The following is a 26,505-nucleotide window of genomic DNA, read 5'->3' on the forward strand; positions in this document are numbered from 1 at the left end:
TATTTTAGCGCATGTTCAATCAGTGCCACAAACGCTTAGAACCACAAGAAGCTAGCCTATGAAGTAGTACTTCGTAAACATGCGCTGACAGTACCTGTAACTGACCTTCTACGGGGACTAAGTAGGTACAAAAGGAACAGGATGCTCCATTGAGTATCCCGTTTGTCACATTTAAATAAAGGCCCGGAAGGGGCCTATTTCTATGTCTTCTTGTGAGCATGGGACCTCATCAGCAGAATTTTCTACTATGAATTTTCTTCTAAGTAATCGAATCATGCTTGACACATCAAAAATAATTGATATAAACTCATATCAACAAAAATTGATTTGATGTGCAACCCCATGATGAACGATTTGGAGCATTGCAGGATTCGGACCGAAGAAATCCGTCAGGTAGGGAAAAGGCCAGACAAAGTCCGTTTAGACTTGGTAAATGGTTGGAGTGGTTCAAAACTCTTCCCCATAATCCTCGATGCCAACAGTACCTGCAAAAACAATTGGCTTGCTGTTCCCAACCGTTTTAATTCCCATGAAAAGGATGATGACCATGATTCTCAAACCCCATGTCGCTATCAACGTCCGAAACCTGGAGCAATCCATTGAATTTTACCGGCACCTATTTGGAGAAGAACCTGTCAAAGTACGTCCGGGTTACGCTAAATTTGACTTGGATGAACCCGCCTTAAACTTCACGTTGAATGAGGGAGGCGAAGTCAACGGCGGGATCAATCATCTTGGGATCCAAGTGGGCTCGACGGAAGAAGTGCTGGCCGCCAAGGAACGACTCAAAAGTGCCGGGTTGGCAACCTTCGACGAGATGGACACCACATGCTGTTACGCACGTCAGGATAAAATCTGGGTGACTAGTCCCGACGGACATCGTTGGGAAGTGTTTGTGGTAAAAGCAGACGCAGATCAATACGGAAAATCCTCCGTTAATTTTGAATCTGGTAGCGCCTGCTGTACCACCAACAACGGTTAACCTTTCGTAAAACCTGGGCAGAGTGCCCGGGTTTTACCTCTGTCCGAAGTAAGGGGTGAATACCTATGGTTTGCACGAATGAACAATTATCCTTAATCGCTAAGGCTCTATCAGATCCGATTCGGTTGCAGATCATGGACCTGGTAGCCAAAGGGAGCCTTAATGAAACGCCGATCCAAAAATGTTGCACGAAAGGAATGTGCGTCTGTGATATCCAAGAAGCGTTGGATATGAAGCAGTCAAAAGTGTCCTATCACCTGAAAGAATTGAAAAACGCCGGCCTTCTTTATGAGCGGAAAGAAGGAAAGTGGCATTATTACGCCGTAAATCAAGATACCCTAGAACGCTTTTGTCGGGAGTTGAATGATCGTTTTTTCTTAAATCTCCTTCATACTGAAGCGAAGGTGGAATAAATGAGCTATGATTGGGTCGTCCGGAAAGCGGAAGAAAAAGATATCCCCCGGATCCGAGACATCTACAACCAAGGGATTGAGGATCGGATTGCCACATTGGAGGAGCAGCCCAAAACCATGGAAGAGATGAACCAGTGGTTTCACCAAAGATCCCCTCGGTACGCTGTGCTGGTCGCAGAGCTCAACGGTAAAATCCATGGGTGGGCTTCACTCAATCCGTATTCTCATCGGTGTGCTTATGCAGGGGTGGCAGATGTTTCCGTCTATATCGATCGAAAGTGGCGGGGAAAAGGTCTTGGCACTAAGCTGCTACGGTCATTAGAAGAAAAAGCGAGAGAAAACGGGTTTTTTAAAATGGTGCTGTCCTTTAACCATCTCGGCCAAGGTTTATATCGGAAAATGGGCTTCAGGGAAGTAGGAGTGTTTCAAAACCAAGGAAAGCTCGACGGCCAATTCGTTGATGTGATGGCAATGGAAAAATTACTATAGTTATTTTCAAACTAAATGAAATTTGGTGAGGAACCAATGATCATGATTCGTCCAGCACTTCTTTTGGATGCCGCGGCAATAACGGAAATTTATAACGAGGGAATTCAATCGCGCCAAGCCACTTTTGAAACCTCTTTATATACGGTGGAAGATCGACGAAAATGGATCAAGAATCACGAAGATCATTATCCCATATTAGTGGCAGTGAAGGATGAACTGGTTGTTGGTTGGGCTTGTGTTCATCCTTACCGATCCCGTAATTGTTATCGTGGTGTCGGCGAGTTTTCGATTTATATCCGGGAAGGTTATAAAGGAATGGGAATTGGAAAACATCTGCTTAATTCACTAGTGAATACATGTGCTGAACTGGGTTACTGGAAACTGGTTTCTCGAATCTTTGATTTTAACCACGCTAGCCGCGCGTTATGTCGAGCCTGTGGGTTTAGGGAAGTAGGGGTTTACGAAAAGCACGGGAAATTAGATGGAAAATGGGTAGACTGTATTATTGTAGAAAAGCTCATTGATGACAACCTTGATTAATATGAGAAAGCCACATCCCACAACGAGGATGTGGCTATTATTTATTTCCCTTCTTTTGCAAACTGAATAATCCTGGCTTCAATTTGATCTCTAACCCGTCGAAAAACTTCCCATACTTCCTCTTCGGTCCCTTGTGCCTTAGCTGGATCATCAAATCCCCAATGTTGTCGGTTGACATGAGGCGGGGTCATCGGACATTTGTTATTTGCATCACCACACAAAGTGATAACGTAATCGGCCTTGTTCAAGATTTCAGGGTCGATGACATCCGACGTCTGCTGCGAGATGTCGATCCCTTTTTCGGCCATGACCTTTACTGCCTTAGGATTCAGACCATGAGCCTCGATTCCAGCACTATATACTTCAAAACGGTCACCCAAATACTTTTTACCGAAGCCCTCCGCCATTTGACTGCGGCAAGAGTTGCCGGTACACAAGAAATAGATGATTTTCTTATTGTCCTTCATCTTCAGATCCTCCTTCATGAATAAGACGATAAACCAAAGCAGCTCCGATTGCTCCCAAGCTGGTAGCAACGACATAAATCCATACGTGGTCCAATGTACCGGATACAACGGCAGGAGCAAGGGATCGGGCGGGGTTCATGGAAGCACCACTGATTGGTCCGGCAAACATGGCTTCCAGTCCTATTGTCGCGCCGATGGCGATACCGGCAAACGACTTCACTGCTTTACCATGAACAGCCGAGCCGAAAATCACCATCATCAGAGTAAAAGTCAAGATAAATTCCAACACAAAGGACTGCTGCCATGAATATCGCGGCAATGTGGCACCCAAGTGAGCTACGTTTCCAAAAAGTATACGCAACGTTCCACTCGCCGCCATTGCTCCTAGGATTTGAACAAGGACGTACCAACCAGCTTCACGTAACGATACATCCCGGTTAACGAGAAAACCCAAGGTAACCGCGGGATTGAAGTGAGCTCCTGACACGTGCCCGAATGCATAAATCAGCGCCATCACAACCATCCCAAACGTCAATGCAATCCCGACATGAGTGATGCTTCTCGTAAGCTCATCGATGACAACGGCCCCTGTACCAGCAAACACAAGAAAATAAGTACCGATAAATTCTGCGATCCATTTTCTTTTCATCAATCCACTCCTACCCACAATGAACCTTTAAGCCTTTTTCTTTTAATGCTTCGATTTCGCTGCTCATATCTGGCAAGCAATTCAAAACGCTTGCCATGAAAGGAAACTCCGACCCATCCAAGGAATAAAAAACCCACTGTCCTTGACGGCGCTCCTTCACCAACTTAGCATTTTTCAACCTACGCATATGTTGGGAAACGGCAGGTTGGCTGATATTCAATATCTCCACCAGTTCACAGACACACAACTCCTCTTCCTTCAACAGCGCAAGAATCTGTAAACGCGTTTTGTCGCCAAGCGCCTTATGACATTCCGCGAGAAGATGAACGTCCATCACCATCACCTCATGCATATATAAACATATACTTATTTATAGTGTCAAAGAGAAATCTACAGGAAATTGATTACATATGGTACTTTTCTTTGCCCCTGATGACCACCTTCCAGGACATTCAACAATAATCGCGCGCTCCCTGTTACAGACACAAAAAAGCCAATGAAATCTATGAAGGAGCACTTCATAGACTCATTGGCTTTTTGCTTGACCTTACTGGAGTTTACGGTAAAGGTCGGTTACGGAAACTGCAGTGGTTTTCTTTATCGATCCTTACGACGCGGGTTGATCCACGCGTTTGAGCAACTCCGGCAGTTGCTCCAACACTTCCTGCACCGCCAACTCGCCACTTTCCCCGGACCGGCGGAATTTGTATTCTACCAATCCCTCCGAGACTTTGGCACCCACCGTGATCCGGAGAGGAATACCGATCAGGTCGGCGTCTTTGAACTTCACGCCGGCTCGTTCCTCCCGGTCGTCAAACAATACCTCGTATCCGGCTTGGGTCAGCGCTTCGTACAATTGTTCGGCCGTACGCGCCTGATCCTCGTTTTTCATATTGACAGCGATCAGGTGAATTTGGAACGGGGCGATGCTGGAAGGCCAGATGATCCCGTTTTCGTCGTGGTGTTGCTCGACGACAGCCGCCACCGTCCGGGAGATGCCGATGCCGTAACAACCCATAATATACGGTTGCTCCCGACCTTGCTTGTCCAGGAACGTCCCGCGCATCACTTCGCTGTAGCGGGTGCCCAGCTTAAACACGTGCCCCACTTCGATGCCACGGGCGAACCGGATGGAGCCGCCGCAACGCGGGCAGACATCGCCCTCCTGGATGTTGCGCAAGTCGGCATACAGATCCACCTGGAAATCCCGATCCGGCACCACATGAATCAAGTGCGCGTCGGCTTCGTTGGCACCGACCACTGCTTCCGGCATCACTTTGACAGCCCGGTCGGCAAGGATTTTCACTTTTTCCTTCAAGCCGACCGGCCCGGCAAAACCGACCGGTGCCCCCGTCACGCGACGAACGGTCGCCTCGTCAGCCAACTCGCAGATCGAGGCATTCAACACGTTCTTCACCTTGACTTCGTTCACTTCATGGTCGCCGCGAACCAAAACCAGCACCGGCTCCTTGTCCGCGACAAACAAGATGCTTTTGATCACCTGATCCGGTTTGACGCCCAATACTTTCGTCACTTCTTCAATGGTGGACGCTTTTGGTGTGGCCACCTTCTCCGGCTGCTGCTCTCCGCGCGTCACTTCCGCCGGTTCGTTGAACACCACCTCGGCCATTTCGATGTTGGCCGCATAGTCGCATTCATTGCAGAGCGCAATCGTATCCTCACCGGAGTCGGCCAACACCATAAACTCGTGCGTCCCCTTTCCTCCGATGGCACCGGCGTCCGCTTCCACCGCTCGGAAATCCAATCCGCAACGGGTGAATACATTGACATAGGCATCGTACATCGCCTGGTAGGTCTCGTCCAGACTCTCCCGGTCCGTGTGGAAAGAGTAGGCATCTTTCATGATAAATTCCCGACCGCGCAACAAACCGGAACGCGGCCGGCGCTCGTCGCGGAATTTGGTCTGGATCTGATACAGCGTCATCGGCAGCCGTTTATAGGAGTTGATGAAGTGACGGACCAAATCGGTGATCACTTCTTCATGGGTCGGTCCCAAGACGAACTCCCGCTCGTGACGGTCTTTCAGCTTGACGAGTTCCGGTCCGTAGGTTTCGTACCGACCGGTTTCCTGCCAAAGTTCGGCCGGATGCATTGCTGGCAACAACAACTCCTGCGCACCCGTCCGATCCATCTCTTCGCGCACGATCTGTTCCACTTTTCTCAGCACGCGATACGCCAGCGGCATGTAGGTGTAAACCCCCGCCGCAAGTTGGCGGATCAGACCAGCCCGGAGCATCAGACGATGGCTGACCATCTCCGCCGCTTCGGAAACTTCACGCAAGGTAGGTATCAAAGCTGTTTTTTGCCTCATCGATCTCTCCTCATTTCACCCTTCAACGTTGACTGAAAAACACTTTCATGATGTCGTTGTACGTCACTGCCAACATCAGTACCATCAGCAAAGCGAATCCGACAAAGTGAACCATGCTCTCCTTGTTCGGATCCACCGGCCGTCCACGCAAAGCCTCCAAGCCGATAAACACCAGTCGGCTTCCGTCCAAAGCCGGAATGGGCAACAGATTAAACACGCCGAGATACAGGCTGAGCAAAGCCGTCCACCTGATCAAGGCGAGGAAACCCGCTTCGGCAGCCTGTCCGGTGATGGAGGCAATCTGCACCGGACCTCCCAGGGCCTGGATGCCAATTTTGCCTGTGATCAATTGGCCGAACCCTTCAAAGATCCGGTTCGTCCACATGACGGTCTCCTTTGCCCCCTTCACCACCACTTCTGTGGCGGTGGCCGGTTGCTGCTTCAAGCGTACATTCATGAGATACTGTTTGATTTGCGGGTTCCAAATCGGTTTCACCTTGGTTTGAAAAACCTGGTCCCCACGCTGTACCGTGATCAACATCGGTTGCCCCTGTGATTGCTGCACCTTTTCCCGTAAGTCGTCACCGTCACGGATCGTTTGACCGTCCACGGCACGAATCACATCTCCTGATTTTAACCCAGCCTCGGCTGCAGGTGAACCGGGTACCACATCTTGAATCACCTTGGATTCAACACCGGTCAGTTTAACCAAGACCATGAACAACACAGTGGCCAATACGATGTTGAAAACGGGTCCTGCCAAAATCGTCAGCGCACGCTGCCCCAGTGTTTTGGAACTGAATTGCCGGTCCAAAGGAGCGATCTGTGTTTTATCCTTTTGATCGCGGTACAGAAAGGCTTGCGGATGAACGTCATATCGTAAGGCACGACCATCTTCCGTCTCCAGACGGACGAACAAGTCCTTCTCCAAATCCATTCCCGTTACTTTCCCTTTAACGGGCAGGGACTGGTACTTCGGATGTTTTGGGAAAAAGAATCCCGTCACACGATTCTGATCATCCAATTCCACCGCCACTTCGGATCCCGTCTGCATCTCGACGATTTCCGGGTCTTCCCCCGCCATCCGTACAAAGCCACCCAACGGTAATGCGCGGATCGAATACTGGGTTTCCCCTTTCCAACGAGAGAAAATCTTGGGACCGAACCCGATGGCGAACTCCCTTACCAAGATTCCCGCCCGTTTGGCAAAGAGGAAATGTCCCAATTCATGAATGAACACCAAAACGCTCAACACGATGACAAATGACAAGATGGTTTGCATCCCGATCACCGCCTTGTTTTTCAATGGCAAGGGCGTGTCTGGTGGTTGTCCACACCGGACATCCCTTGTCTTTTACACGCATACCCGGTCATCGTAGGCGACGCTTCTCGCCCATCGGTCTGCCTCATCGATCGCTTCCAACGAAGGTTCAGTGATGGGTTGGTGCCGTTCCATCACCCGCTCGATGACCTTCTCCATTTCCAGGAAGGATATCTCCCTCGCCAAAAAGCGTTCGACAGCCACTTCGTTGGCGGCATTGAGAACGGTGGGCATTGTACCGCCGATTCGTCCCGCCTCATATGCCATTCTCAAACAAGGATACCGGTCAAAATCCGCCCGGCGGAAATGAAGACTGCCCAACTCGATCCAATCCAATCGTTTCGTGCTGAGCGAAAGTCGTTTCGGGTACGTGAGCGCGTATTGAATGGGTACGCGCATATCCGGCGTTCCCAATTGTGCCATCACGGCACCGTCGACAAACTCCACCATCGAGTGGATGATACTCTCCGGGTGAATGACCACTTCGATCCGGTCATACGGAAGATCGAACAGCCAATGCGCCTCAATCACTTCCAACCCTTTGTTCATCATGGTGGCGGAATCGATGGTGACCTTGGCTCCCATTGACCAATTGGGGTGTTTCAGTGCTGCCTCCGGAGTCGCTTCGGCCAATTGCTCGCGTGTCCAATCCCGAAACGCCCCGCCGGAAGCCGTCAAGATGATTCGGTGAACATCCTTGTGACGTTCCCCATTCAAACATTGGAATATGGCCGAGTGTTCGCTGTCGATCGGATAGATGGTGACACCTGCGCGTTCTGCCGCCTTTTTGACGATATGCCCCGCCGTCACCAGCGTTTCCTTGTTGGCCAGCCCGATGGCCTTACCCGCTTCGATCGCCGCCAATGTCGGGCGCAAACCGCGACTGCCGACCAAAGCGGACACAACATAATCGGCATCGGGATGGGTGGCCACCGACAACACACCTTCATCTCCCCACATCACTTTCACCCCGGCGTCCACCCGGCTCCGCACCGCCTCAGCCGCTTCTTTCGTCGCCATGGACACCAGGCGGGGGCGAAAACGGTTCACTTGTCGCACCATCTCTTCCACATTGGTTCCGGCCGCCAGCGCCACGACTTCAAATTGATCAGGGTGCTCCGCCGCCACAGCCAGCGTATTGGTGCCGATGGAACCTGTGGAACCGAGAATGGCCAGATGTCTCATGAAACTTCCTCCTCAAATCAGGTGACATACTTTGAGCACAATCAAACTGAACAGCAAGCTGTCGAATCGGTCCAATACGCCGCCGTGCCCCGGTAGCAACATACCGGAATCCTTTACCCCTGTTGTACGTTTCCACGCCGATTCGACCAAATCACCCAACTGGCCCGTCACTGCGACGAGCAGGCTGATGCCCAACAGCGCCAGTGGTTTGGCATCGATGGGCAAAATCCATCCGGCGGCCACACCCATCAAAACCGAGAAAATGATGCCGCCGATGGAGCCTTCTACGGTTTTGTTGGGACTGATGGCCGGCCACAGTCTGCGCCGGCCATACTGTTTCCCGACAAAATAGGCACCCGAGTCATTGGTCCATGTAATCAACAGAACCAACAGCGTCCATGCCCACCCATCAGGTCGCCAAATAAACTGCATCATAAACGTAAAACCAAAACCTATGTATAGCGCACCAACCAGCAGATAGGCGGTCTCATGAATGTTGACGCGGTTTTTGGTCCACACGGTCAGCAGAAAATAGAGTATGAGACCGATCAATATGTTTTCGGGTGAATGGAAAACACCCGCGTACGGGTGGGCCACAGCCGAGAACAATCCGGACAAAAACAGGAGCCAGACGACCATAAAGCCTATGGCCGCTTGCAGGCTGTTCCACTTTACACGGTTCATCCGGCAGTATTCCGCATATCCCACCGTGGCCAGCAGGCCGACCAGTCCGGTGTACCACCAACCGCCCATCCACAGAAGGAAAAGAAATCCCGCGGCGCCCAACACCCCCGTGATCACACGTTGCTTCATCCTTGGACTCTCCTGTCTTCATCATACCGCCCCGTAACGACGCGAGCGCTGTTGATAATCCATGATCGCTTGATAAAACAGTTCGCGGTTGAAATCAGGCCACGCCACTTCGGTGAACCACAGTTCGCTGTAAGCCAGCTGCCACAACATGAAGTTGCTGATCCGAATCTCCCCGCTGGTACGGATGATCAAATCCGGGTCCGGTTGCCCGGCCGTGTACAAATATCGATCCACCGTTTGTTCGTCGACCTCGTCTTTATCCATCTTTCCCGTTTCCACGTCTTCTATAATCCGTTTCAATGCCATCACGATTTCCGTTCGTGAACCGTAGTTGAGCGCCAGATTGAGTGTAAGACCCGTGTTCTCTTTCGTCTCCTCCTGAAACGTACGCATCGCCCGCTGCGTATGCGGCGGCAAGTCCTCCTCCTGGCCCAGCATCTTCACACGGACGTTTCGCCTTTTCAAATCTTCCAGATCGGTTTTCAGAAACTCTTCGGGCAGTTTCATCAGGTATTCCACTTCTTCTTTGGGTCGTTTCCAGTTCTCCGTTGAAAAGGAGTAAAGCGTCAGAGACTGGATGCCCAAGTCGTCCGCCGCACGGACAATTTCACGTACAGTTTTCATCCCTTCGCGGTGACCGGCGATGCGGGGAAGTCCCCTCTTTTTGGCCCAACGACCGTTCCCATCCATGATCACGGCCACATGCCGGGGAATAGGCCCCTTTTTCAAAGCATGCAACCGATCTTCATCCTTGGGTTTTGTATCTTCCGTATAACCGGTCAACCATTGCTTCAGCGTTTGGATCATGATCATTCCTCCGCACATTACCTGTCGCAATACAACTCTAGTATAATACAAACCGTTGACCCAAGAAATGATTTGAAAAAAACCCCCTCATCCGTGAAGAAGAGGGGCTCCCGAAAAACGCCACGCTTTTCGCTGCGAAAACGCCTTGGGAACATGGTTCCTCAAGCCGTTTTGGCACGCAGCTGTCAGATTTCCATGATCTCTTTTTCTTTGGCCGCTACAACCTTGTCCGCTTCCTGAATGAATTTGTCGGTCAGTTTTTGAATCTCATCCTGCCCGCGGCGGGATTCATCCTCGGAGATGTCGCCGTTTTTCTCCAATTTCTTGATTTCATCGTTGGCGTCACGTCGAATGTTTCGGATAGCCACTTTGGCTTCTTCGCCCGTCTTCTTGACCACCTTGACCAGCTCGGCACGCCGTTCCTGGGTCAAAGCCGGCAAGTTGATGCGAATGACATTGCCGTCATTCGACGGGGTCAGCCCCAGATCTGATTTCATGATGGCACGCTCAATTTCAGCCAGAGCGGATTTATCCCACGGCTGAATCACCAACGTGCGCGGATCCGGCGTTGAGATGTTGGCCAATTGGTTCACAGGCATTTCACTGCCGTAGTACTCGACCACCACTTTATCGAGCAGTGCCGGTGTCGCGCGGCCGGCACGCAAAGCGGCCAAATCTTTCTTCAACACTTGAATCGCTTTCTCCATCTTATCGGATGCTTGTTTTTTCACCGGCTCCAGCATCAGATACTCCCCCTCACCAGTGTTCCGATTTTTTCTCCGAGAATGACCCGTCGAATGTTGCCTTCTTTCTCAATATTAAATACGATCAAAGGAATGTCGTTGTCCATGCAAAGCGAAGACGCCGTCGAATCCATCACGCCGAGACCCTGGTTAAGCACGTCGAGGAAGGTGAGTTCATCATACTTGACCGCATCCGGGTTGCGTGCCGGGTCGGCGGAGTAGACACCATCCACCTTATTTTTGGCCATGAGGATGACATCGGCCTCGATTTCAGCAGCGCGCAAAGCAGCCGTGGTGTCCGTAGAGAAATAGGGGTTACCGGTTCCGGCGGCGAAAATGACCACCCGTCCTTTTTCCAAATGCCGGATGGCGCGTCGCCGGATGTAGGGCTCCGCCACTTGACGCATCTCGATGGAGGTTTGGACCCGGGTGGGGACACCCAGTTGCTCCAAAGAATCTTGCAACGCCAGAGAATTCATCACCGTAGCCAACATGCCCATGTAGTCGGCCGTCGCCCGGTCGATGCCGCGTGCGCTTCCGGCCACACCCCGCCAGATGTTGCCGCCACCGACGACCACCGCTACTTGTACGCCCATTTCGACCACTTCCTGGATTTGTTGAGCGATGGAAGTGATCACCTTGGGATCGATCCCGTAGCCTTGCTGACCGGCCAGGGCTTCTCCGCTCAGTTTTAACACGACACGTCGATAATGGGGCCGCTCCATAACGGTTCCTCCGTTTCTACACGATACCCTTATTCGACAGGGTGTCTGGTTTTCCTTCCCTTGTCATCGTCAAAAAAGGGAACACCGGGTGTTCCCTTTTTGACGCGAAACTCACTTCTTCATTTGAGCCATGACTTCTTCAACGAAGTTGTCTTCGCGTTTTTCCAGCCCTTCACCCAGCTCGTAACGTACAAAACGACGAATGGAGATGTTTTCCCCGATCCGGGCGATTTGCTCTTTCACCAACTGATCGATCGTTTTGTCGCCGTCTTTGATGAACGGCTGTTCCAACAAACATACTTGTTGGAAGTATTTCTCCAGTCGACCCGCCACCATTTTGTCCACGATGTGTTCGGGCTTGCCTTCGTTCAAAGCTTGAGTACGCAGGATTTCGCGCTCCTTTTCCACCTCTTCGGCGGGCACTTCCTCACGACGCACGTACTTCGGCGCCATCGCAGCGATCTGCATCGCGATGTCCTTCACAAACGCTTGGAATTCGGCGTTTTTCGCCACGAAGTCGGTTTCGCAGTTCACTTCTACCAACACGCCGATTCGTCCGCCTGCGTGTATGTAGGATTCCACAAGCCCTTCGGCAGCGATTCGGCCTGCTTTTTTCTCGGCAGCAGCCAGTCCTTTCTCGCGCAGGATTTCTACTGCTTTGTCCATGTCACCGTTCGCTTCTTGCAGGGCCTTTTTGCAATCCATCATGCCGGCGCCCGTTTTTTCCCGCAATTCTTTTACTTGAGCCGCGCTAATGGCCATGAAGAGATTCCTCCTTCAACAGTCTTGTTCTTCCATTCGCCCAGGGAATTGGGTGCACTTTTTTCCTTTCCGCCCCTGTGTTTCCATGCTTCTCAGGTCGCTCACTGAAAAGAAAAAAGGCACTTTCCTTTCCTCCAGGGGATCATAACGCAGGAAAAGGGTGGGCAGGAATCCCTTCCCACAGCCACCCTTTGCTTTCGATCAATTACGAAGCACTTTGCTCGCCTTGTTTCCCTTCCAACACGGCATCGGCCATTTTGGAGGTGAACAACCGCACAGCGCGGATGGCATCATCGTTACCCGGAATCACGTAATCCACTTCGTCCGGATCGCAGTTGGTATCCACGATCGCCACGATCGGGATGTTCAGCTTGCGCGCTTCAGCCACAGCGATCCGTTCTTTGCGCGGATCGATGATGAATACCGCATCCGGCAGTTTTTTCATCTGCTTGATGCCGCCCAGGAATTTTTCCAGGCGTGCCTTTTCTTTGCGCAGCAACACCACTTCTTTTTTCGGCAGGACGTCAAAGGTGCCGTCTTGCTCCATTTCCTCCAGCTGGTGCAGACGCTCGATCCGTTTGCGGATCGTTTGGAAGTTGGTCAGGGTACCGCCCAGCCAACGATGGTTGACATAGAACATGCCGCAGCGTTCCGCTTCTTCCCGCACTGCGTCCTGCGCTTGCTTCTTGGTCCCCACAAACAAGAGGTTGCCGCCTTGTGCGGCCAGCTCGCGGACGAAGTTGTAGGCTTCTTCCATCATCTTCACGGTTTTTTGCAGATCGATGATGTAGATCCCGTTCCGTTCCGTGAAGATGTATTTCGCCATTTTCGGGTTCCAACGACGCGTTTGGTGTCCGAAGTGAACACCGGCTTCCAGCAATTGTTTCATCGAAACGACAGCCACGAAAATTCCTCCTTCTTTGTTCTTCCTCCGCCGGATTCATCCGCGAACGGGACCGCACACCACAGCGGCGGCACATCCGTCCGCTTCCTCCAACGTGTGTGTTTCACACCGCTCTATAATATAACACAATCGTCTCGCCGGTGGCAAGAACTTCGGCAGTGTCCATAAGTTTACAGTCAGCGGGGTGTCGGATCATTTCATCAAGGGGCAAGTCCTGACACAACCGCGTTCAACAACCTGGTTACCTCATACTTCCTTCAGTTTTGCCAATTCAACCAACAATCTTTCATTCAATACCTTGATATATGTTCCTTTCATCCCCAACGACCGTGATTCGACCACACCGGCGCTCTCCAGTTTGCGCAAGGCGTTGACGATGACAGAACGGGTGATGCCGACACGGTCGGCCACTTTGCTGGCCACCAACAGACCCTCCGTCCCGTCCAGCTCCTCGAAAATGTGTTCCACTGCTTCCAACTCGCTATACGAAAGCGAGTGGATCGCCAATTGGACCACCGCGCGGGAGCGGGCTTCCTCTTCTGCCTGTTCCGCCTTTTCGCGCAAAATTTCCATCCCGACCACTGTCGCACCGTATTCCGCCAGAACGAGATCATCGTCGACAAACGGCGCGTCAAACCGGGTGAGCAAAAGCGTTCCCAACCGATCACCGCCTCCGATGATCGGCACCACCGTCGTATAGCGGTGTTCAAACATCCCACCCAGTTGTTTCGTGAAACTGTATTCACTCGTTTCGTCCAAGTTGGGGGACGTCTCCTTCACCTGCTTCAACAGCCGGTTATATTCCTCCGGCAGGCGCCGATCACGCAACACGACATGATTCATTTCATCCACCGCATATTCCTGAGCAATGCCGTAGCCCAAAATTTTTCCCTTGCGACTGACCACGTACACGTTGGCCACGATGACGTCCCGCAATACTTCGGCCATCTCCATGAAACTCACAGCCTGCCCGCCCGTACGCTGTAACAGTCGGTTGATCTGGCGGGCTTTGGTCAGCAAATCCATCTCCGATTCCTCCCTTCCTCACTACAAAATGTATTGACTCAAATCCCTGTTTTGAACGATCTTCGCCAGGCGATCCTGCACATATTTCGGTGTGATCACGATTTCTTTCAAATGGATGTCCGGAGCCTCAAACGAGAGTTCTTCCAACAAACACTCCAACACGGTGTGCAGCCGGCGAGCCCCGATGTTTTCCGTCTCTTTATTTACTTTGGCGGCCAACTCGGCAATCTCGCGAATCGCTGCATCGGTGAACTTCACCTTGATCCCCTCAGTTTCCAGCAGGGCGGCGTATTGTTTGAGAAGCGCATTTTTGGGCTCGGTCAAGATCCGAACGAAATCGTCCGCCGTCAAATCGTTCAGCTCCACGCGAATGGGAAAACGCCCCTGCAATTCCGGGATGAGATCGGACGGTTTGGCCGTGTGAAACGCACCCGCGGCGATGAACAATATATGGTCCGTCTTGACCGGTCCGTATTTGGTCATCACCGTGGAACCCTCGACAATCGGCAATATGTCCCGCTGCACTCCCTCGCGGGAGACATCCGGCCCTGTGCCACGATCCTTTCCGGCGATTTTGTCCACCTCGTCGATGAAGATGATCCCGGATTGTTCTACCCGTTCCAGGGATTCCTGTATCACCTGATCCATGTCGATCAGTTTTTGCCCTTCCTCTTGGATCAACACCTTTCGCGCCTCACGTATGGGTAAACGCCGCTTCTTCGTTCGTTTGGGCAAAAACTGTCCCAGCATCTCCTGCATGTTGATCCCCATCTGCTCCACGCCCGAGCCGGCAAACATATCCATCATCGGCAAGGAGCTATCTTCCACTTCAATCTCGATCACTTGGTCTTCCAACTCGCCGCGGATCAATTTTTCCCGCACTTGACGACGCTTTTCCGCGATGCGGCCACGTTCGGCATCATCCACGTCATCCATCCGGGGGGAAGTGGCGGATTGGAACAACGCTTCCAATGGATTTTTGAATCCCGCTCCCGGTTTGCGTGACGGCACCAGGATTTCGACGATGCGATCCTCGGCCAGCTCTTCGGCGCGTTCCTTCACTTCTTCGATTTTTTCCGCCTTCACCATACGAATGGCCGTTTCCACCAAGTCGCGCACCATCGACTCAACGTCCCGACCTACATATCCCACTTCGGTGAATTTGGTCGCCTCCACCTTGACGAACGGTGCACCCACCAATTTTGCCAGACGACGAGCGATTTCCGTTTTTCCGACGCCGGTGGGTCCGATCATCAAGATGTTTTTCGGCACCACCTCGTCTTTCATCTCATCCGGCAACAAGCTGCGGCGATAACGGTTGCGCAGGGCAATCGCCACCGCTCGTTTGGCCTCTTTCTGACCGACGATGTGTTTATCCAGTTCCTCCACGATTTGGCGCGGCGTCAGCTGTTCCCGTTTGCGATTGGCTTGCGGCATGAGGCTCATACCTCCTCCACGACAATTTGGTCATTGGTGAAAACACAGATTTCACCGGCGATCTTCAACGCGGCCTCAGCGATTTCGCGTGCGGACATCTCCGGTGCATGCCGTTTCAGCGCCCGGGCCGCCGATAATGCAAAACCGCCGCCTGAACCGATCGCGACGATGTCATCGTCCGGTTCAATTACTTCGCCCGTACCCGCGATCAGCAGGAGGTGTTCGTTGTCCATGACGATCATCATCGCTTCCAACCGACGCAAAACCTTATCCGATCGCCATTCCTTCGCCAGCTCCACCGCGGCTCGCGGCAGATTGCCGTTGAATTCCTCCAGTTTGCTTTCAAACTTTTCGAACAAGGTGATGGCATCGGCCACGGAACCGGCAAAACCGGCAACCACTTTACCCTTGTATAAACGACGCACTTTTTTGGCCCGATGTTTCATCACCATTTGGTTACCAAACGTCACCTGACCGTCACCCGCCATCGCAGCTGCTCCCTGGTGACGTACAGCACAAATCGTGGTTGCGTGAAATGCGGACATGAATTTCCCTCCTCCATCATTAATCAACCTCACAAAGCTCCTCGCCGTTTCTGCTAAAGTTTGCGCATCAGTGAACAAAAAGGGGCAAAAATGTGGCAAACCAAGGAAAGGCGAGACAACCCATTCGCAAAAGACAATCCTCTCTCCGCTGATGCAGTGGCGGGTGTGATTGATCCATAAAGAAACAGCAGTTTTACACTGCTGTTTCTCAGCTACCGAATCTTTTCAGAAAAAGCAGAACGTTCCTACACAATCGTATCACACCAACGGTTGATGAATCAAGAGAAGGCATACAACTCGTCGGAAAACGCCTGTAACCGCTCCAATGCACGTTCGGCGATTTTCAGATTGCGCTCCTTTTTGGCGCGGATTCTTTGGGGAAGCGGCGGCAACAACCCGAAGTTGGCATTCATCGGCTGGAAATTGTCCGGGTCGGCCGTGGTAATATAGCGGGCGAGACTGCCGATCACTGTCTCATGCGGAAACACAACCGGTTCTTGACCCATGGCCAACCTTGCCGCATTGATCCCGGCGATCAAACCGGAGGCGGCCGACTCGACATATCCCTCCACTCCGGTCATCTGTCCGGCAAAGAACAAATCATCCCGATCTCGGAATTGATACGTGGGCTTGAGCACCTTGGGCGAATTGATGAATGTATTGCGGTGCATCACACCGTAACGTACGATTTCGGCGTTTTCCAAACCTGGGATCATGCGGAATATCCGCTTTTGTTCCCCCCATTTCAGATGGGTTTGGAAACCGACCAAGTTGTACAGCGTTCCTGCACTGTTATCCTGCCGCAATTGGACCACTGCAAACGGTTGTTTTCCGGTGCGGGGATCGACCAGCCCGACAGGCTTCATCGGACCGAACAACAAGGTTTTTTTGCCCCGTTTGGCCATCACTTCGATCGGCATGCATCCCTCAAAGTAAATTTCTTTCTCAAACTCCTTGAGCGGGGCCGTCTCCGCCGTGACCAGTGCTTCATAGAACCGGTCGAATTCTTCTTCGGTCATCGGACAGTTGAGGTAGGCAGCTTCCCCCTTGCCGTAGCGGGAAGCGACAAAAACCTTGTCCATGTCGATGCTCTCTTTTTCCACGATCGGCGCCGCCGCGTCGTAGAAATACAAATACTCCTCACCGGTCAATGCTTTCAGTTTCTCCGACAGGGCGGCGGAAGTAAGCGGTCCCGTCGCGACCACGGTGATCCCTTCGGGAATCTCTGTCACTTCTTCATGGATGATCTCCACGTGGGGGATATTGTGCAATGCCGCCGTCACCGCGGCGGAGAACGCCTCACGATCTACGGCCAACGCACCGCCGGCGGGAACGGCGTGTTGGTCGGCACACCGCATGATCAGCGAGTCCAACCGACGCATTTCTTCTTTTAATATACCCACGGCATTGGTCAATTCATTGGAACGGAGCGAGTTGCTGCATACCAGCTCGGCGAAATCGCCTCCCCTGTGCGCCGGTGTCCGTTTGACCGGCCGCATCTCGTACAAACGAACCGGCACATTGCGTTGAGCGATCTGCCACGCTGCTTCGCTCCCCGCCAGCCCGGCGCCGATCACATTTACCGGTTGTTTCGGCATATCAAGGCTCCCCTTTCGTCAACGCTCAGTTGTCTGATAGTCACACTCAGTACAGTGAATTGTGGATTCGTTCTTTTTCTTTTTGATCACCATCAAGTTTTCGCAACGGGGGCATGGACGCGATGCCGGCTGATCCCATGAAACGAAATCGCATTCCGGGTACCGGCTGCAACCGTAAAACGTTCGACGGCGTTTGGTTTTACGTTCCACGATTTCACCCTGCTTGCATTTGGGGCAGGTTACCCCCGTCGATTTGAGAATCGGCTTGGTGTTGCGGCAATCCGGAAAACCGGAGCAGGCCAGGAACTTGCCGTAACGGCCGAATTTGTATACCATCGGACGGCCGCACTTTTCACATGTTTCGTCTGACACTTCGTCCTGGATCTCGACCGTTTCCATTTCTTTTTCCGCTACACTCAACCGTTCACGGAACTGACTGTAAAACGCATCCAGCACCTTGACCCAGTCTACCTTGCCTTCTTCTATGTGGTCCAATTCCTCTTCCATATTGGCTGTAAACTCTACGTTCAGAATCTCGGGGAAAAATTCCTCCATCAGTTCGATGACGATTTCTCCCAATTCGGTGGGAATGAACCGTTTGTCCTCCAACGTGACATACCCACGCTTTTGAATGGTTTCCAGTGTCGGCGCGTAGGTGCTGGGGCGACCGATCCCCAATTCTTCCAGCGTTCGCACCAGTCTCGCCTCCGTATAGCGCGGAGGGGGCTGGGTGAAATGCTGTTTGGGTTCGATCGATTTCTTTTTCAGGACTTGCCCTTCCTCCAACGGAGGCAGGAGTTTGTCCTCCTCTTTTTGGTTGTCATCGTTGCCCTCTACGTACACCTTCATAAAACCGGGAAATTTCACCTTGGAACCGGTCGCACGGAACACTGCGTCTCCGGCGTGCACCTCGCAAGAGATGACATCCAACACAGCCGGTGCCATTTGGCTGGCCACGAACCGCTCCCAAATCAGTTTGTACAAGCGGTATTGGTCGCGGCTCAGATATGGCTTGACCTGGCTCGGTGTACGCATAACCGAGGTGGGCCGGATCGCTTCGTGAGCATCCTGCGCACCGGCGTTTTTTTTATGCGACCGGGGTTGAGACGGGACAAAGTTCTCCCCGAATTGTTCCGCGATGTATTGCCGTGCCTCCGATTGCGCCACTTCCGACACCCGTGTCGAGTCCGTCCGCATGTAGGTGATCAATCCGACGGAACCCTCTTTGCCCAACTCCACCCCTTCGTACAGCTGTTGTGCCACCGACATCGTCTTGGCCGCACGGAAATTGAGCTTACGGGCCGCTTCCTGCTGCAGTGAACTGGTGATAAACGGCGGAGCCGGGTTGCGTCTGCGTTCACTCTTTTTGATCTCCCCGACGACGAACCGCTTTCCTTTTATCTTCTCCAGTAGTTGCTTCACGTCATCTTCAGATTTCAACTCCGCCTTGTCCTTGCCGTAGCCGTAAAATTTCGCCTCAAACGGTTCATCGCCGGCCAACAGCACGGCAGTGACCGTCCAGTACTCTTCGGGCTGGAAGTTTCGGATCTCCTTTTCCCGGTCGATGATCAGCTTGACGGCCACCGACTGGACCCGACCGGCACTCAGTCCTTTTTTCACCTTTTTCCACAGCAGGGGACTGATGCCGTACCCCACGAGCCGATCCAAAATTCGGCGCGCCTGCTGGGCGTTGACCAAATCCATGTCTATTTTTCGCGGATGCTTAAACGCTTCCCGAACAGCCTGCTTGGTAATCTCGTTGAACACCACCCGGCAGGGCTTATCCAACTCTAGATCCAAACTGTGCGCCAAATGCCACGCGATCGCTTCCCCCTCACGATCGGGGTCTGCGGCAAGATACACGCGTTTCACTTTTTTGCTCGCTTCGCGCAGTTCTTTCAGCACACTTCCCTTTCCCCGGATGGTGATGTATTTCGGTTTATAACGGTGTTCGATATCTACGCCCAACTGGCTTTTGGGCAAATCCCGCACGTGTCCCATCGATGCTTTGACGATATAATTCTTTCCCAAGTATTTCCCGATGGTCTTGGCTTTGGCGGGCGATTCGACAATTACCAGCGAATCGGCCATCCCGTGCCCTCCCCTCATATAAAACCGTTCCTATTATTTCGGATGTCAACCGCCGATGTCAAATGAGTACCCTGGCGGTTGTTCGTAACATATACAACACCGAGCAACACAAATCCTACAAGTCTCCCCATCCACGGATCAGTTCTTTCCCAATCCTTACCCAACTATCAACATCTCATACACCCATTTGGGGATATGTATATGCCGTTCACATCCGAACAAACTGCATTCCCGGCAATTGTCGGATGCGTTCTTTCAACTGCAGGGACAATAAAACAGAATGAACTGCTTCAGCCGGAAGCGGACATCGATTCATCACTGTTTCCAATGAAACGGGGTCGATCCCGATCAGCGAGAACACCCGCTCTTCCTCCACCGTGAGGGGAAGATTGGCTCCGCCAGAAGATTCGTGAGAAGGCGACGGCATCAGATGAGCGAATTCTTCCCAAATGTCTTCCACCCGACGCACACATTTCGCCCCTTCCTGGATGAGGCGGTGTGTTCCTGCGCTTTGTGTCGAGGTGATCGGCCCCGGTACCGCGAACACTTCCCGTCCTTGTTCCATGCTGCAGTCAGCGGTGATAAGCGACCCGCTCCGCTCCGCGGCCTCCACCACCACCGTGCCGTATGACAATCCGCTGATGATGCGATTGCGTTGAGGAAATAGACCGGGATGCGGTTCCGTCCCCGGCGGCATCTCCGAGCAGACCGCACCGTGTCGGATCAATTCGTGATACAACGATCGGTTGTTTCTGGGATATACCACATCGACGCCCGTCCCCAATACAGCCACTGTCGCCCCGTTTTTCCGCAATGCACCACGATGAGCCTCACTGTCGATCCCCGTCGCCATCCCGCTGACCACTACCCAACCTGCACCAGCCAACTGTTCGGACAACATGCGTGCCGCCTGGCGACCGTACGGTGTCGGCTTTCGAGTCCCCACCACGGCGATGCCCGGGCCGTCAAGAAACGATACATCCCCTTTGACATATAACACCCAAGGAGGTTGCGGGATTTCCCGCAGCAAGGATGGGTAATCGTCATCCCACACTGTAACCGCACAGATCTCCCTTCTTTGCAATTCCACCTTTACTTCACGAACAAACGCCGGGGTACATTTTTCCCTGATCCGATCCAATCGCTGTTGCGTCACACCCATCGCCCGGGCTGCCTCCATCACGGCCGGAGACATTGGATGGGGCGGGACCCAACCGGCCCGATGCAACCGATCAATGGTATGCCAACCCACCCCCTTCACCTGATGCAATGCGATCCATGCATCCCGCTCCTTCACGGTTCCACCCCGCTTACCGTTGAATAAAAAAGGGGACCATGCCGTGCAGGTCCCCTGAAAAAAGCGATGATGTCATTTCTTCGTGATGCAGGCTTCCAGCAAGCCGTTCTCTTTCAGAACCTCGACCAGCGTCTCGCCGATAGCGGCCGGAGTGGGTGCCACTTTGACCCCGCACTCCTCCAACTTTGCGATTTTTTCCGCTGCGGTACCTTTACCGCCGGAGATGATGGCACCAGCATGTCCCATCCGTTTACCCGGAGGCGCCGTTTGTCCACCGATGAACCCGACCACCGGTTTGTCCATGTTCTCCCGAATCCACTCGGCCGCTTCTTCTTCGGCCGTACCGCCGATTTCACCGATCAAGATGACGGCTTTGGTGTCCGGGTCTTCCTGGAACGCCTTCAGGCAGTCAATAAAGTTGGTGCCGTTTACCGGGTCACCGCCGATCCCTACCGCAGTGGACTGTCCGATGCCGCGGGTGGTCAATTGATGTACCGCTTCATAGGTGAGCGTGCCGCTGCGGGACACGATCCCGATGTGACCCGGGGTGTGAATGTATCCGGGCATGATTCCGATTTTGCATTCACCCGGTGTGATGACGCCCGGACAGTTGGGTCCGATCAGACGCGTCTTTTTGCCTTCCATATACCGTTTCACTTTCACCATGTCCAATACCGGGATGCCTTCGGTGATGCAGACGACCAGATCCAGTTCCGCATCCACCGCTTCCATGATCGCGTCCGCGGCGAACGCCGGCGGCACGTAGATCACCGACGCATTGGCTCCCGTTTTTTCCACCGCTTCAGCCACGGTGTTGAACACCGGCACGCCTTCCACCTCAGTGCCCCCTTTACCGGGGGTGACACCGGCCACAATCTGGGTGCCGTATTCAATCATTTGCTTGGTGTGGAACAAGCCGTTGGAACCAGTGATGCCCTGCACGATGACTTTGGTGTCTTTATTGACGAAAATACTCAACTTCGAACCCGCCTTTCCAGATGATCTCGTTTTGCGTCACTTCACCAGCGAAACGATTTTTTGCGCCGCGTCGGCCATCGAATCAGCAGCCACGATTTTCAAGCCGGATTCGTTCAGGATTTGTTTTCCTTTTTCCACGTTGGTTCCTTCCAGCCGCACAACCAGGGGGCGATCCAATCCCACCTGTTTGGCCGCTTCCACGACGCCGGTGGCGATCACGTCGCATTTCATGATTCCGCCGAAAATGTTGACCAAAATCCCCTTGACATTGGGATCAGCCAAAATGATCTTGAAGGCTTCGGTCACTTTTTCGGTCGTCGCGCCGCCGCCCACATCCAGGAAGTTGGCAGGTTCGCCGCCATAATGTTTGATGATGTCCATCGTCGCCATGGCCAGGCCGGCCCCGTTCACCATGCAGCCGATGTTGCCGTCCAAGGCGATGTAGTTGAGGTCGTATTTGGAAGCTTCCACTTCTTTCGGATCTTCTTCATCCAGATCGCGCAACTCCACGATGTCAGGATGACGATACAAGGCATTGTCGTCGAAGTTCAGCTTGGCATCCAATGCCATCACACGCCCGTCGGCTGTCGTGACGAGCGGGTTGATTTCCGCCAACGAACAATCTTTATCAACGAAAGCTTGGTACAAGCCCATCATGAACTTGACGGCTTGGTTCACCCGATCGCGGGGGATGTTGATCGCATAAGCGAGACGACGGGCTTGGAACGGCAGCAAGCCGACAGCCGGATCGATCGTTTCCTTGAAGATTTTTTCCGGTGTTTTGGCCGCCACTTCTTCAATCTCCGTTCCACCTTCTTCGGAAGCCATCATCGTCACGCGACCTTTGGAACGATCCACGACCATGCCAACGTAGTATTCCTTCTCAATTTTGCATCCTTCTTCGATAAGCAGGCGCTTCACTTCTTTTCCTTCGGGGCCGGTTTGATGGGTGACCAGCACTTTGCCCAGCAATTCCTCCGCATAAGCGCGTACTTCATCCAAACTGCGCGCCAGCTTCACCCCGCCCGCTTTACCACGGCCGCCGGCGTGAATTTGCGCTTTAACCACCCACAGCTCTCCGCCCAACGCCCGGGCCGCTTCCACCGCTTCCTCCGGGGTGAAAGCGACTCGCCCGTTCGGCACCGCAACCCCGTACTGTTTCAGCACCTCTTTGCCCTGGTACTCATGTACGTTCATGCTCCATCCCCCTATCCTGGTGTTCTCCCCCGTTGCGATCGGTTTTGCATGTGGTTGGGAGAAACGACTTCCAATTATCAGTTCATTTCGAAACAATCAAACAGCAGAAAGAAACCGAAAGCGCTTCTTCCGGCTATTGCAAGTATAGCGCAAGCGCTCAGGATTGCCAACCGCCCTGCACGCACAAAAACAGAGGGCGCGACACCCTGTCTCGGCCCTCTCACCCCGCAACGCGCGGGCGATTATCCCTTGACGAAATAGCTGATAACACCGGCGATCAAGGCGATCCCCATAAAAAAAGCAATAGAGACCCCCGTGCCGACCATCATGTCGAGCAAATCATTTTCTTGGTTCTCTTCGGGACGCGGTTGCATATGGGAAGCCATGTTTTGAACCTCCTGTCTGGTTTGCCTATGCTGCTGATTCGCATGGAAGCGTTATCTCATCATCCCACATCAGTATAGCACGGTTTCACCGTTTTCGGAAACCTTCTTCGTGTGGTCGACCTTTGCTCACTCCTCCACCGGACGGACATCGACCAGACGATTCAGCGGGACCCGTATCCCGCCATCCGCTCCGCACACTTCGATCCATCCCTGTTCAGGACGAATTCGCCCGACGCGGCCTTGGACGACATAAGGCCCGTCAGGATGGAAGACGGTCCAGCACAATGTCCATCCTTCCCTCATGGCTTCGGATACCAACCGGTCGATCTCTTCCCACCGCTGTTCGTCCAATACGGGGGGAGTATACCGTTCCCGTTTTCGTTCACGGTACAACGCCGCATGTTCCGGAAGAAACATCCGGTGTCCCTCCCACAGTTTATTGCCGCGATCCACGCCGCCGCTCCCCCCTCTGTGCGGCCAAAATATGATCCCGCCGGAACGTGCGCACGGCTTGCCGCTCGTAACAATAAGCTTTGACCGTTTCTGCCGTCATCCGGTAAATTCGTATCTGCCGTTGGGTGATGGCACCCGCCCTATTGTCCATATAAATGATCTCCACCGGTTCATTTTTGCGAACCGCCTGTTGGAGCACGATGTCCACCATAACCCTACACCTCGATTTGGAGAGTGCGACAGAACGTTTGTTCTTATTATATGCACCACGCATTTCATGATACAATCTCCAATTTATTCCACATAAAGGATGAAAAATCTGTGCGTCGGTGATATTGAAAATAACCTTTCCAAAAGGAGGTCTGGTGATGTCAACAAGACGTTATTGGCTGTATTTGGTGGTGCTTCTATTCTTGGCGGGCGTTGTCACAGTATGGAAAGCGCCGTTTGTGGCACGCGACGCTTCTGCCGGTCAACCGACCGCGTCATCACAGGAAAAGAAGTTTTATATGGTAACCGGGGAGTTCAAGGGTCGGTACCAAGGCAAAAAACTGGAAGCGTACCGATGGGACCCCGGTATGATCGTGGTTCATCAAGGGGACCGCGTTCATCTGATGATTCGGGGCGTCAGCGGCAAAGAGCATCCGTTTTCCATCGAAGGGTACAACGTACGGGGTAACGTCAGGCAGGGACATATGACGCACGTCTCCTTTACGGCGAACAAACCCGGTACGTTTCAACTGATTTGCCACACTCATCCCACCGCCGAAACCAATGGTCCCATGATCGGATACATCGTCGTTTTGCCGCGCTAAACAATAACCACAAAAAGGCGTGTTCTAAATCGGTGGAAAACACGCCTTTTTGGCAAGCCCTATTCCCACCGGAATCTCTTAAATTGCACCTTGACAATGTACCAATCATGCGATAAATGAAATATGTACTCCTATTGATTTTGTTTATGGAGTATTTATTTCAAATGAGGTGACAATGATGGAAAACGGTTCATTCCTCCACAAGACTGCTGCTCGTTCCGCCCAAATGTACCGTGAAGCGGCCAGGTGGATACCGGGCGGGGTGACAGCCAACATCAAATATTTCACTCCCTACCCCATCTTCATGGATTCGGCCTCCGGCGCTTACCTTTACGATGTTGACGGCAATCAATATATTGATTACAACCTATGTTACGGAGCGCTCATTCTGGGACACGGGGATCAGAGAATCATCGCCGCCATCAACGAAACATTCTCGCACATCGGTACCACGATCTTCGGAACACCCCATCGGCTGGAAGCGGAAATGGCCCGCGTATTGGTCGACTTGTACCCCGGGATCGAAAAGGTTCGTTTCACCAACTCGGGATTGGAAGCCACATTGCTGGCCATTCGATTAGCCATGGCGTGGACCGGGAGAAAAAAGTTGGCCAAATTTGAAGGTCACTATCACGGAAGTTATGATCAAGTGCTGATCAGCGTAACCCCCCAAAAACGAAATCTCAGACGGCATCCGGTAAAAACGTCAGATTCCCTCGGTCTACCTGAATATTACGCAGAAAACACCGTGGTTCTTCCGTTTAATGAATGGGACCAAACGGAAGAAATCCTCCATCAACATCGTCATGAAATTGCCGCTGTGATCATGGAACCGATCCAGGGAGGATTTATTCCACCGGATGAAACTTTCCTGAAAAGGTTACGTGAACTCACGCAACAATATGGGATCGTACTGATATTTGACGAGGTGAAGACAGGATTTCGCACCGGATTGTCGGGGGCGCAAGGTATATACGGGGTGGTTCCCGATTTGACCGCCCTCGGAAAAGTGTTGGGAGGCGGGTTTCCTGTCGGAGCGGTTGGAGGTCGGGTGGAAATGATGGAATTATGTTCACCCGCCAGTGGAGTGGACATTTTGACGACCGAACAGCAACCACCGTCTTTTGGTCAGGACCAACCCTTATTTCACAGCGGCACTTATAACGGTCATCCCATTGTCCTCACCGCTGGATTGGCTACGATCCAAGTACTTCGAGAATCCGGAGTTTATCCGCAACTGGAGGCAAACACGACGCAATTGCGCAACGGAATGGAGGAAATCTTGTCCCGCTACGGAATCGCGTCTCAGACCGTCGGCATAGGCAGCATATTCAATTTGGTGCTGGCGGATCTGCCTGTCCGCCGTATCCAGGATGTCTTGGAGTCAAATCTGTCTTTGCGGAGGAATTTGGACACGCACTTGTTAAACCAAGGAGTTTTCATCAAACCGCTCAATCGTTTCTCTCTGTCAACGGCCCATTCCGCCGAAGTGATTGATGAAACACTGGAACGATTTGAGCTTGCCGTCAAAAGTCTGGTAAGAAAGTAGG

Annotated in this window: 29 protein-coding genes; 6 read left to right on the plus strand and 23 right to left on the minus strand. The window is 52.6% G+C overall.

Features of this window, described 5'->3' with window-relative positions; translation table 11 throughout:
• The first annotated feature begins 547 nt into the window (after positions 1-547).
• From KI215_RS09135 to KI215_RS09150, 4 genes are all read left to right on the plus strand, one after another.
• Complete coding sequence (locus tag KI215_RS09135; RefSeq protein ID WP_420830101.1) at positions 548-982, plus strand: ArsI/CadI family heavy metal resistance metalloenzyme; 435 nt, start codon at positions 548-550, stop codon at positions 980-982.
• Between the two features lie 65 nt (positions 983-1,047).
• On the plus strand, positions 1,048-1,395 hold the full coding sequence (locus KI215_RS09140) for an ArsR/SmtB family transcription factor (protein WP_212772450.1): 348 nt from the start codon (positions 1,048-1,050) through the stop codon (positions 1,393-1,395).
• Positions 1,396-1,884, plus strand: a complete 489-nt coding sequence (locus KI215_RS09145; RefSeq protein ID WP_212772451.1) for an arsinothricin resistance N-acetyltransferase ArsN1 family A — start codon at positions 1,396-1,398, stop codon at positions 1,882-1,884. It abuts the gene before it with no gap.
• 36 nt (positions 1,885-1,920) lie between these two features.
• Positions 1,921-2,424: an arsinothricin resistance N-acetyltransferase ArsN1 family A gene (locus KI215_RS09150; protein ID WP_212772452.1), complete on the plus strand. Its 504-nt coding sequence runs from the start codon at positions 1,921-1,923 to the stop codon at positions 2,422-2,424.
• 41 nt (positions 2,425-2,465) lie between these two features.
• Here the strand turns inward: KI215_RS09150 and arsC are convergent, their stop codons facing one another.
• From arsC to KI215_RS09265, 23 genes are all read right to left on the minus strand, one after another.
• Positions 2,466-2,891: an arsenate reductase (thioredoxin) gene (arsC, locus tag KI215_RS09155; protein ID WP_212772453.1), complete on the minus strand. Its 426-nt coding sequence runs from the start codon at positions 2,889-2,891 to the stop codon at positions 2,466-2,468.
• Positions 2,878-3,540, minus strand: a complete 663-nt coding sequence (locus KI215_RS09160) for an MIP/aquaporin family protein (protein WP_212772454.1) — start codon at positions 3,538-3,540, stop codon at positions 2,878-2,880. Before KI215_RS09160 ends, arsC begins: the two co-directional genes overlap by 14 nt.
• A 10-nt stretch (positions 3,541-3,550) precedes the next feature.
• Positions 3,551-3,874 (minus strand): ArsR/SmtB family transcription factor, encoded by a 324-nt coding sequence (locus tag KI215_RS09165; RefSeq protein WP_212772455.1) that lies wholly within the window; start codon positions 3,872-3,874, stop codon positions 3,551-3,553.
• Between the two features lie 273 nt (positions 3,875-4,147).
• Complete coding sequence (locus tag KI215_RS09170) at positions 4,148-5,872, minus strand: proline--tRNA ligase (protein WP_212772456.1); 1,725 nt, start codon at positions 5,870-5,872, stop codon at positions 4,148-4,150.
• Between the two features lie 22 nt (positions 5,873-5,894).
• Complete coding sequence (gene rseP, locus KI215_RS09175) at positions 5,895-7,154, minus strand: RIP metalloprotease RseP (protein WP_212772457.1); 1,260 nt, start codon at positions 7,152-7,154, stop codon at positions 5,895-5,897.
• 72 nt (positions 7,155-7,226) lie between these two features.
• A complete protein-coding gene (locus KI215_RS09180) occupies positions 7,227-8,378 on the minus strand; it encodes a 1-deoxy-D-xylulose-5-phosphate reductoisomerase (RefSeq protein WP_212772458.1) in 1,152 nt (383 codons plus the stop codon).
• Between the two features lie 12 nt (positions 8,379-8,390).
• Positions 8,391-9,191, minus strand: coding sequence for a phosphatidate cytidylyltransferase (locus KI215_RS09185; RefSeq protein ID WP_212772459.1), 801 nt, complete (start codon positions 9,189-9,191; stop codon positions 8,391-8,393).
• 21 nt (positions 9,192-9,212) lie between these two features.
• On the minus strand, positions 9,213-9,998 hold the full coding sequence (locus KI215_RS09190; protein ID WP_212772460.1) for an isoprenyl transferase: 786 nt from the start codon (positions 9,996-9,998) through the stop codon (positions 9,213-9,215).
• A gap of 185 nt (positions 9,999-10,183) precedes the next feature.
• Positions 10,184-10,741, minus strand: a complete 558-nt coding sequence (frr, locus tag KI215_RS09195; protein ID WP_212772461.1) for a ribosome recycling factor — start codon at positions 10,739-10,741, stop codon at positions 10,184-10,186.
• A complete protein-coding gene (pyrH, locus tag KI215_RS09200) occupies positions 10,741-11,466 on the minus strand; it encodes a UMP kinase (protein ID WP_212772462.1) in 726 nt (241 codons plus the stop codon). The genes frr and pyrH overlap by 1 nt, the downstream gene beginning before the upstream one ends.
• Before the next feature lie 111 nt (positions 11,467-11,577).
• Positions 11,578-12,228, minus strand: coding sequence for a translation elongation factor Ts (tsf, locus tag KI215_RS09205; protein WP_212772463.1), 651 nt, complete (start codon positions 12,226-12,228; stop codon positions 11,578-11,580).
• A 205-nt stretch (positions 12,229-12,433) separates the two neighbouring features.
• On the minus strand, positions 12,434-13,132 hold the full coding sequence (gene rpsB / locus KI215_RS09210) for a 30S ribosomal protein S2 (protein ID WP_212772464.1): 699 nt from the start codon (positions 13,130-13,132) through the stop codon (positions 12,434-12,436).
• 246 nt (positions 13,133-13,378) lie between these two features.
• Positions 13,379-14,158, minus strand: a complete 780-nt coding sequence (gene codY, locus KI215_RS09215) for a GTP-sensing pleiotropic transcriptional regulator CodY (protein ID WP_212772465.1) — start codon at positions 14,156-14,158, stop codon at positions 13,379-13,381.
• A 21-nt stretch (positions 14,159-14,179) separates the two neighbouring features.
• The gene (hslU, locus tag KI215_RS09220) at positions 14,180-15,595 is read right to left on the minus strand and encodes an ATP-dependent protease ATPase subunit HslU (protein WP_212772466.1); all 1,416 of its coding nucleotides are present in this window, start codon (positions 15,593-15,595) and stop codon (positions 14,180-14,182) included.
• A gap of 5 nt (positions 15,596-15,600) precedes the next feature.
• Positions 15,601-16,140 carry an ATP-dependent protease subunit HslV gene (gene hslV / locus KI215_RS09225; RefSeq protein WP_212772467.1) on the minus strand — a complete coding sequence of 180 codons (540 nt, stop codon included), beginning with the start codon at positions 16,138-16,140 and terminating at the stop codon, positions 15,601-15,603.
• A gap of 278 nt (positions 16,141-16,418) precedes the next feature.
• Positions 16,419-17,738 (minus strand): FADH(2)-oxidizing methylenetetrahydrofolate--tRNA-(uracil(54)-C(5))-methyltransferase TrmFO, encoded by a 1,320-nt coding sequence (trmFO, locus tag KI215_RS09230; RefSeq protein WP_212772468.1) that lies wholly within the window; start codon positions 17,736-17,738, stop codon positions 16,419-16,421.
• An 18-nt stretch (positions 17,739-17,756) separates the two neighbouring features.
• A complete protein-coding gene (gene topA, locus KI215_RS09235; protein WP_212772469.1) occupies positions 17,757-19,829 on the minus strand; it encodes a type I DNA topoisomerase in 2,073 nt (690 codons plus the stop codon).
• Between the two features lie 208 nt (positions 19,830-20,037).
• Complete coding sequence (gene dprA, locus KI215_RS09240) at positions 20,038-21,126, minus strand: DNA-processing protein DprA (RefSeq protein WP_212772470.1); 1,089 nt, start codon at positions 21,124-21,126, stop codon at positions 20,038-20,040.
• Between the two features lie 72 nt (positions 21,127-21,198).
• Positions 21,199-22,104: a succinate--CoA ligase subunit alpha gene (gene sucD, locus KI215_RS09245; protein WP_212772471.1), complete on the minus strand. Its 906-nt coding sequence runs from the start codon at positions 22,102-22,104 to the stop codon at positions 21,199-21,201.
• 36 nt (positions 22,105-22,140) lie between these two features.
• Positions 22,141-23,301, minus strand: coding sequence for an ADP-forming succinate--CoA ligase subunit beta (gene sucC, locus KI215_RS09250; RefSeq protein WP_205494339.1), 1,161 nt, complete (start codon positions 23,299-23,301; stop codon positions 22,141-22,143).
• 242 nt (positions 23,302-23,543) lie between these two features.
• Positions 23,544-23,687, minus strand: a complete 144-nt coding sequence (locus KI215_RS09255; protein WP_205494337.1) for a hypothetical protein — start codon at positions 23,685-23,687, stop codon at positions 23,544-23,546.
• A 126-nt stretch (positions 23,688-23,813) separates the two neighbouring features.
• Positions 23,814-24,140 (minus strand): YolD-like family protein, encoded by a 327-nt coding sequence (locus KI215_RS09260; protein WP_212772472.1) that lies wholly within the window; start codon positions 24,138-24,140, stop codon positions 23,814-23,816.
• Positions 24,124-24,351: a WYL domain-containing protein gene (locus KI215_RS09265; RefSeq protein ID WP_212772473.1), complete on the minus strand. Its 228-nt coding sequence runs from the start codon at positions 24,349-24,351 to the stop codon at positions 24,124-24,126. The genes KI215_RS09260 and KI215_RS09265 overlap by 17 nt, the downstream gene beginning before the upstream one ends.
• Positions 24,352-24,508: 157 nt before the next feature.
• On the opposite strand from KI215_RS09265, the gene KI215_RS09270 reads away from it, so the two are divergent.
• On the plus strand, positions 24,509-24,955 hold the full coding sequence (locus KI215_RS09270) for a cupredoxin domain-containing protein (RefSeq protein ID WP_212772474.1): 447 nt from the start codon (positions 24,509-24,511) through the stop codon (positions 24,953-24,955).
• A gap of 178 nt (positions 24,956-25,133) precedes the next feature.
• Positions 25,134-26,504, plus strand: coding sequence for an aspartate aminotransferase family protein (locus KI215_RS09275; protein WP_338048293.1), 1,371 nt, complete (start codon positions 25,134-25,136; stop codon positions 26,502-26,504).
• The last annotated feature ends 1 nt before the right edge of the window (position 26,505 follow it).

Source organism: Polycladomyces abyssicola (genome assembly GCF_018326425.1).
In the GTDB taxonomy this organism is placed as follows: domain Bacteria; phylum Bacillota; class Bacilli; order Thermoactinomycetales; family JIR-001; genus Polycladomyces; species Polycladomyces abyssicola.

Coding starts and splice junctions, on each gene's coding strand:
- KI215_RS09135 (WP_420830101.1), top strand. CDS start 548: ATGATTCTCAAACCCCATGTCGCTATCAACGTCCGAAACCTGGAGCAA.
- KI215_RS09140 (WP_212772450.1), top strand. CDS start 1,048: ATGGTTTGCACGAATGAACAATTATCCTTAATCGCTAAGGCTCTATCA.
- KI215_RS09145 (WP_212772451.1), top strand. CDS start 1,396: ATGAGCTATGATTGGGTCGTCCGGAAAGCGGAAGAAAAAGATATCCCC.
- KI215_RS09150 (WP_212772452.1), top strand. CDS start 1,921: ATGATCATGATTCGTCCAGCACTTCTTTTGGATGCCGCGGCAATAACG.
- arsC (WP_212772453.1), bottom strand. CDS start 2,891: ATGAAGGACAATAAGAAAATCATCTATTTCTTGTGTACCGGCAACTCT.
- KI215_RS09160 (WP_212772454.1), bottom strand. CDS start 3,540: ATGAAAAGAAAATGGATCGCAGAATTTATCGGTACTTATTTTCTTGTG.
- KI215_RS09165 (WP_212772455.1), bottom strand. CDS start 3,874: ATGGACGTTCATCTTCTCGCGGAATGTCATAAGGCGCTTGGCGACAAA.
- KI215_RS09170 (WP_212772456.1), bottom strand. CDS start 5,872: ATGAGGCAAAAAACAGCTTTGATACCTACCTTGCGTGAAGTTTCCGAA.
- rseP (WP_212772457.1), bottom strand. CDS start 7,154: ATGCAAACCATCTTGTCATTTGTCATCGTGTTGAGCGTTTTGGTGTTC.
- KI215_RS09180 (WP_212772458.1), bottom strand. CDS start 8,378: ATGAGACATCTGGCCATTCTCGGTTCCACAGGTTCCATCGGCACCAAT.
- KI215_RS09185 (WP_212772459.1), bottom strand. CDS start 9,191: ATGAAGCAACGTGTGATCACGGGGGTGTTGGGCGCCGCGGGATTTCTT.
- KI215_RS09190 (WP_212772460.1), bottom strand. CDS start 9,998: ATGATCCAAACGCTGAAGCAATGGTTGACCGGTTATACGGAAGATACA.
- frr (WP_212772461.1), bottom strand. CDS start 10,741: ATGCTGGAGCCGGTGAAAAAACAAGCATCCGATAAGATGGAGAAAGCG.
- pyrH (WP_212772462.1), bottom strand. CDS start 11,466: ATGGAGCGGCCCCATTATCGACGTGTCGTGTTAAAACTGAGCGGAGAA.
- tsf (WP_212772463.1), bottom strand. CDS start 12,228: ATGGCCATTAGCGCGGCTCAAGTAAAAGAATTGCGGGAAAAAACGGGC.
- codY (WP_212772465.1), bottom strand. CDS start 14,158: ATGGATTTGCTGACCAAAGCCCGCCAGATCAACCGACTGTTACAGCGT.
- hslU (WP_212772466.1), bottom strand. CDS start 15,595: ATGCCGCAAGCCAATCGCAAACGGGAACAGCTGACGCCGCGCCAAATC.
- hslV (WP_212772467.1), bottom strand. CDS start 16,140: ATGTCCGCATTTCACGCAACCACGATTTGTGCTGTACGTCACCAGGGA.
- trmFO (WP_212772468.1), bottom strand. CDS start 17,738: ATGCCGAAACAACCGGTAAATGTGATCGGCGCCGGGCTGGCGGGGAGC.
- topA (WP_212772469.1), bottom strand. CDS start 19,829: ATGGCCGATTCGCTGGTAATTGTCGAATCGCCCGCCAAAGCCAAGACC.
- sucC (WP_205494339.1), bottom strand. CDS start 23,301: ATGAACGTACATGAGTACCAGGGCAAAGAGGTGCTGAAACAGTACGGG.
- KI215_RS09255 (WP_205494337.1), bottom strand. CDS start 23,687: ATGGCTTCCCATATGCAACCGCGTCCCGAAGAGAACCAAGAAAATGAT.
- KI215_RS09265 (WP_212772473.1), bottom strand. CDS start 24,351: ATGGTGGACATCGTGCTCCAACAGGCGGTTCGCAAAAATGAACCGGTG.
- KI215_RS09270 (WP_212772474.1), top strand. CDS start 24,509: ATGTCAACAAGACGTTATTGGCTGTATTTGGTGGTGCTTCTATTCTTG.
- KI215_RS09275 (WP_338048293.1), top strand. CDS start 25,134: ATGGAAAACGGTTCATTCCTCCACAAGACTGCTGCTCGTTCCGCCCAA.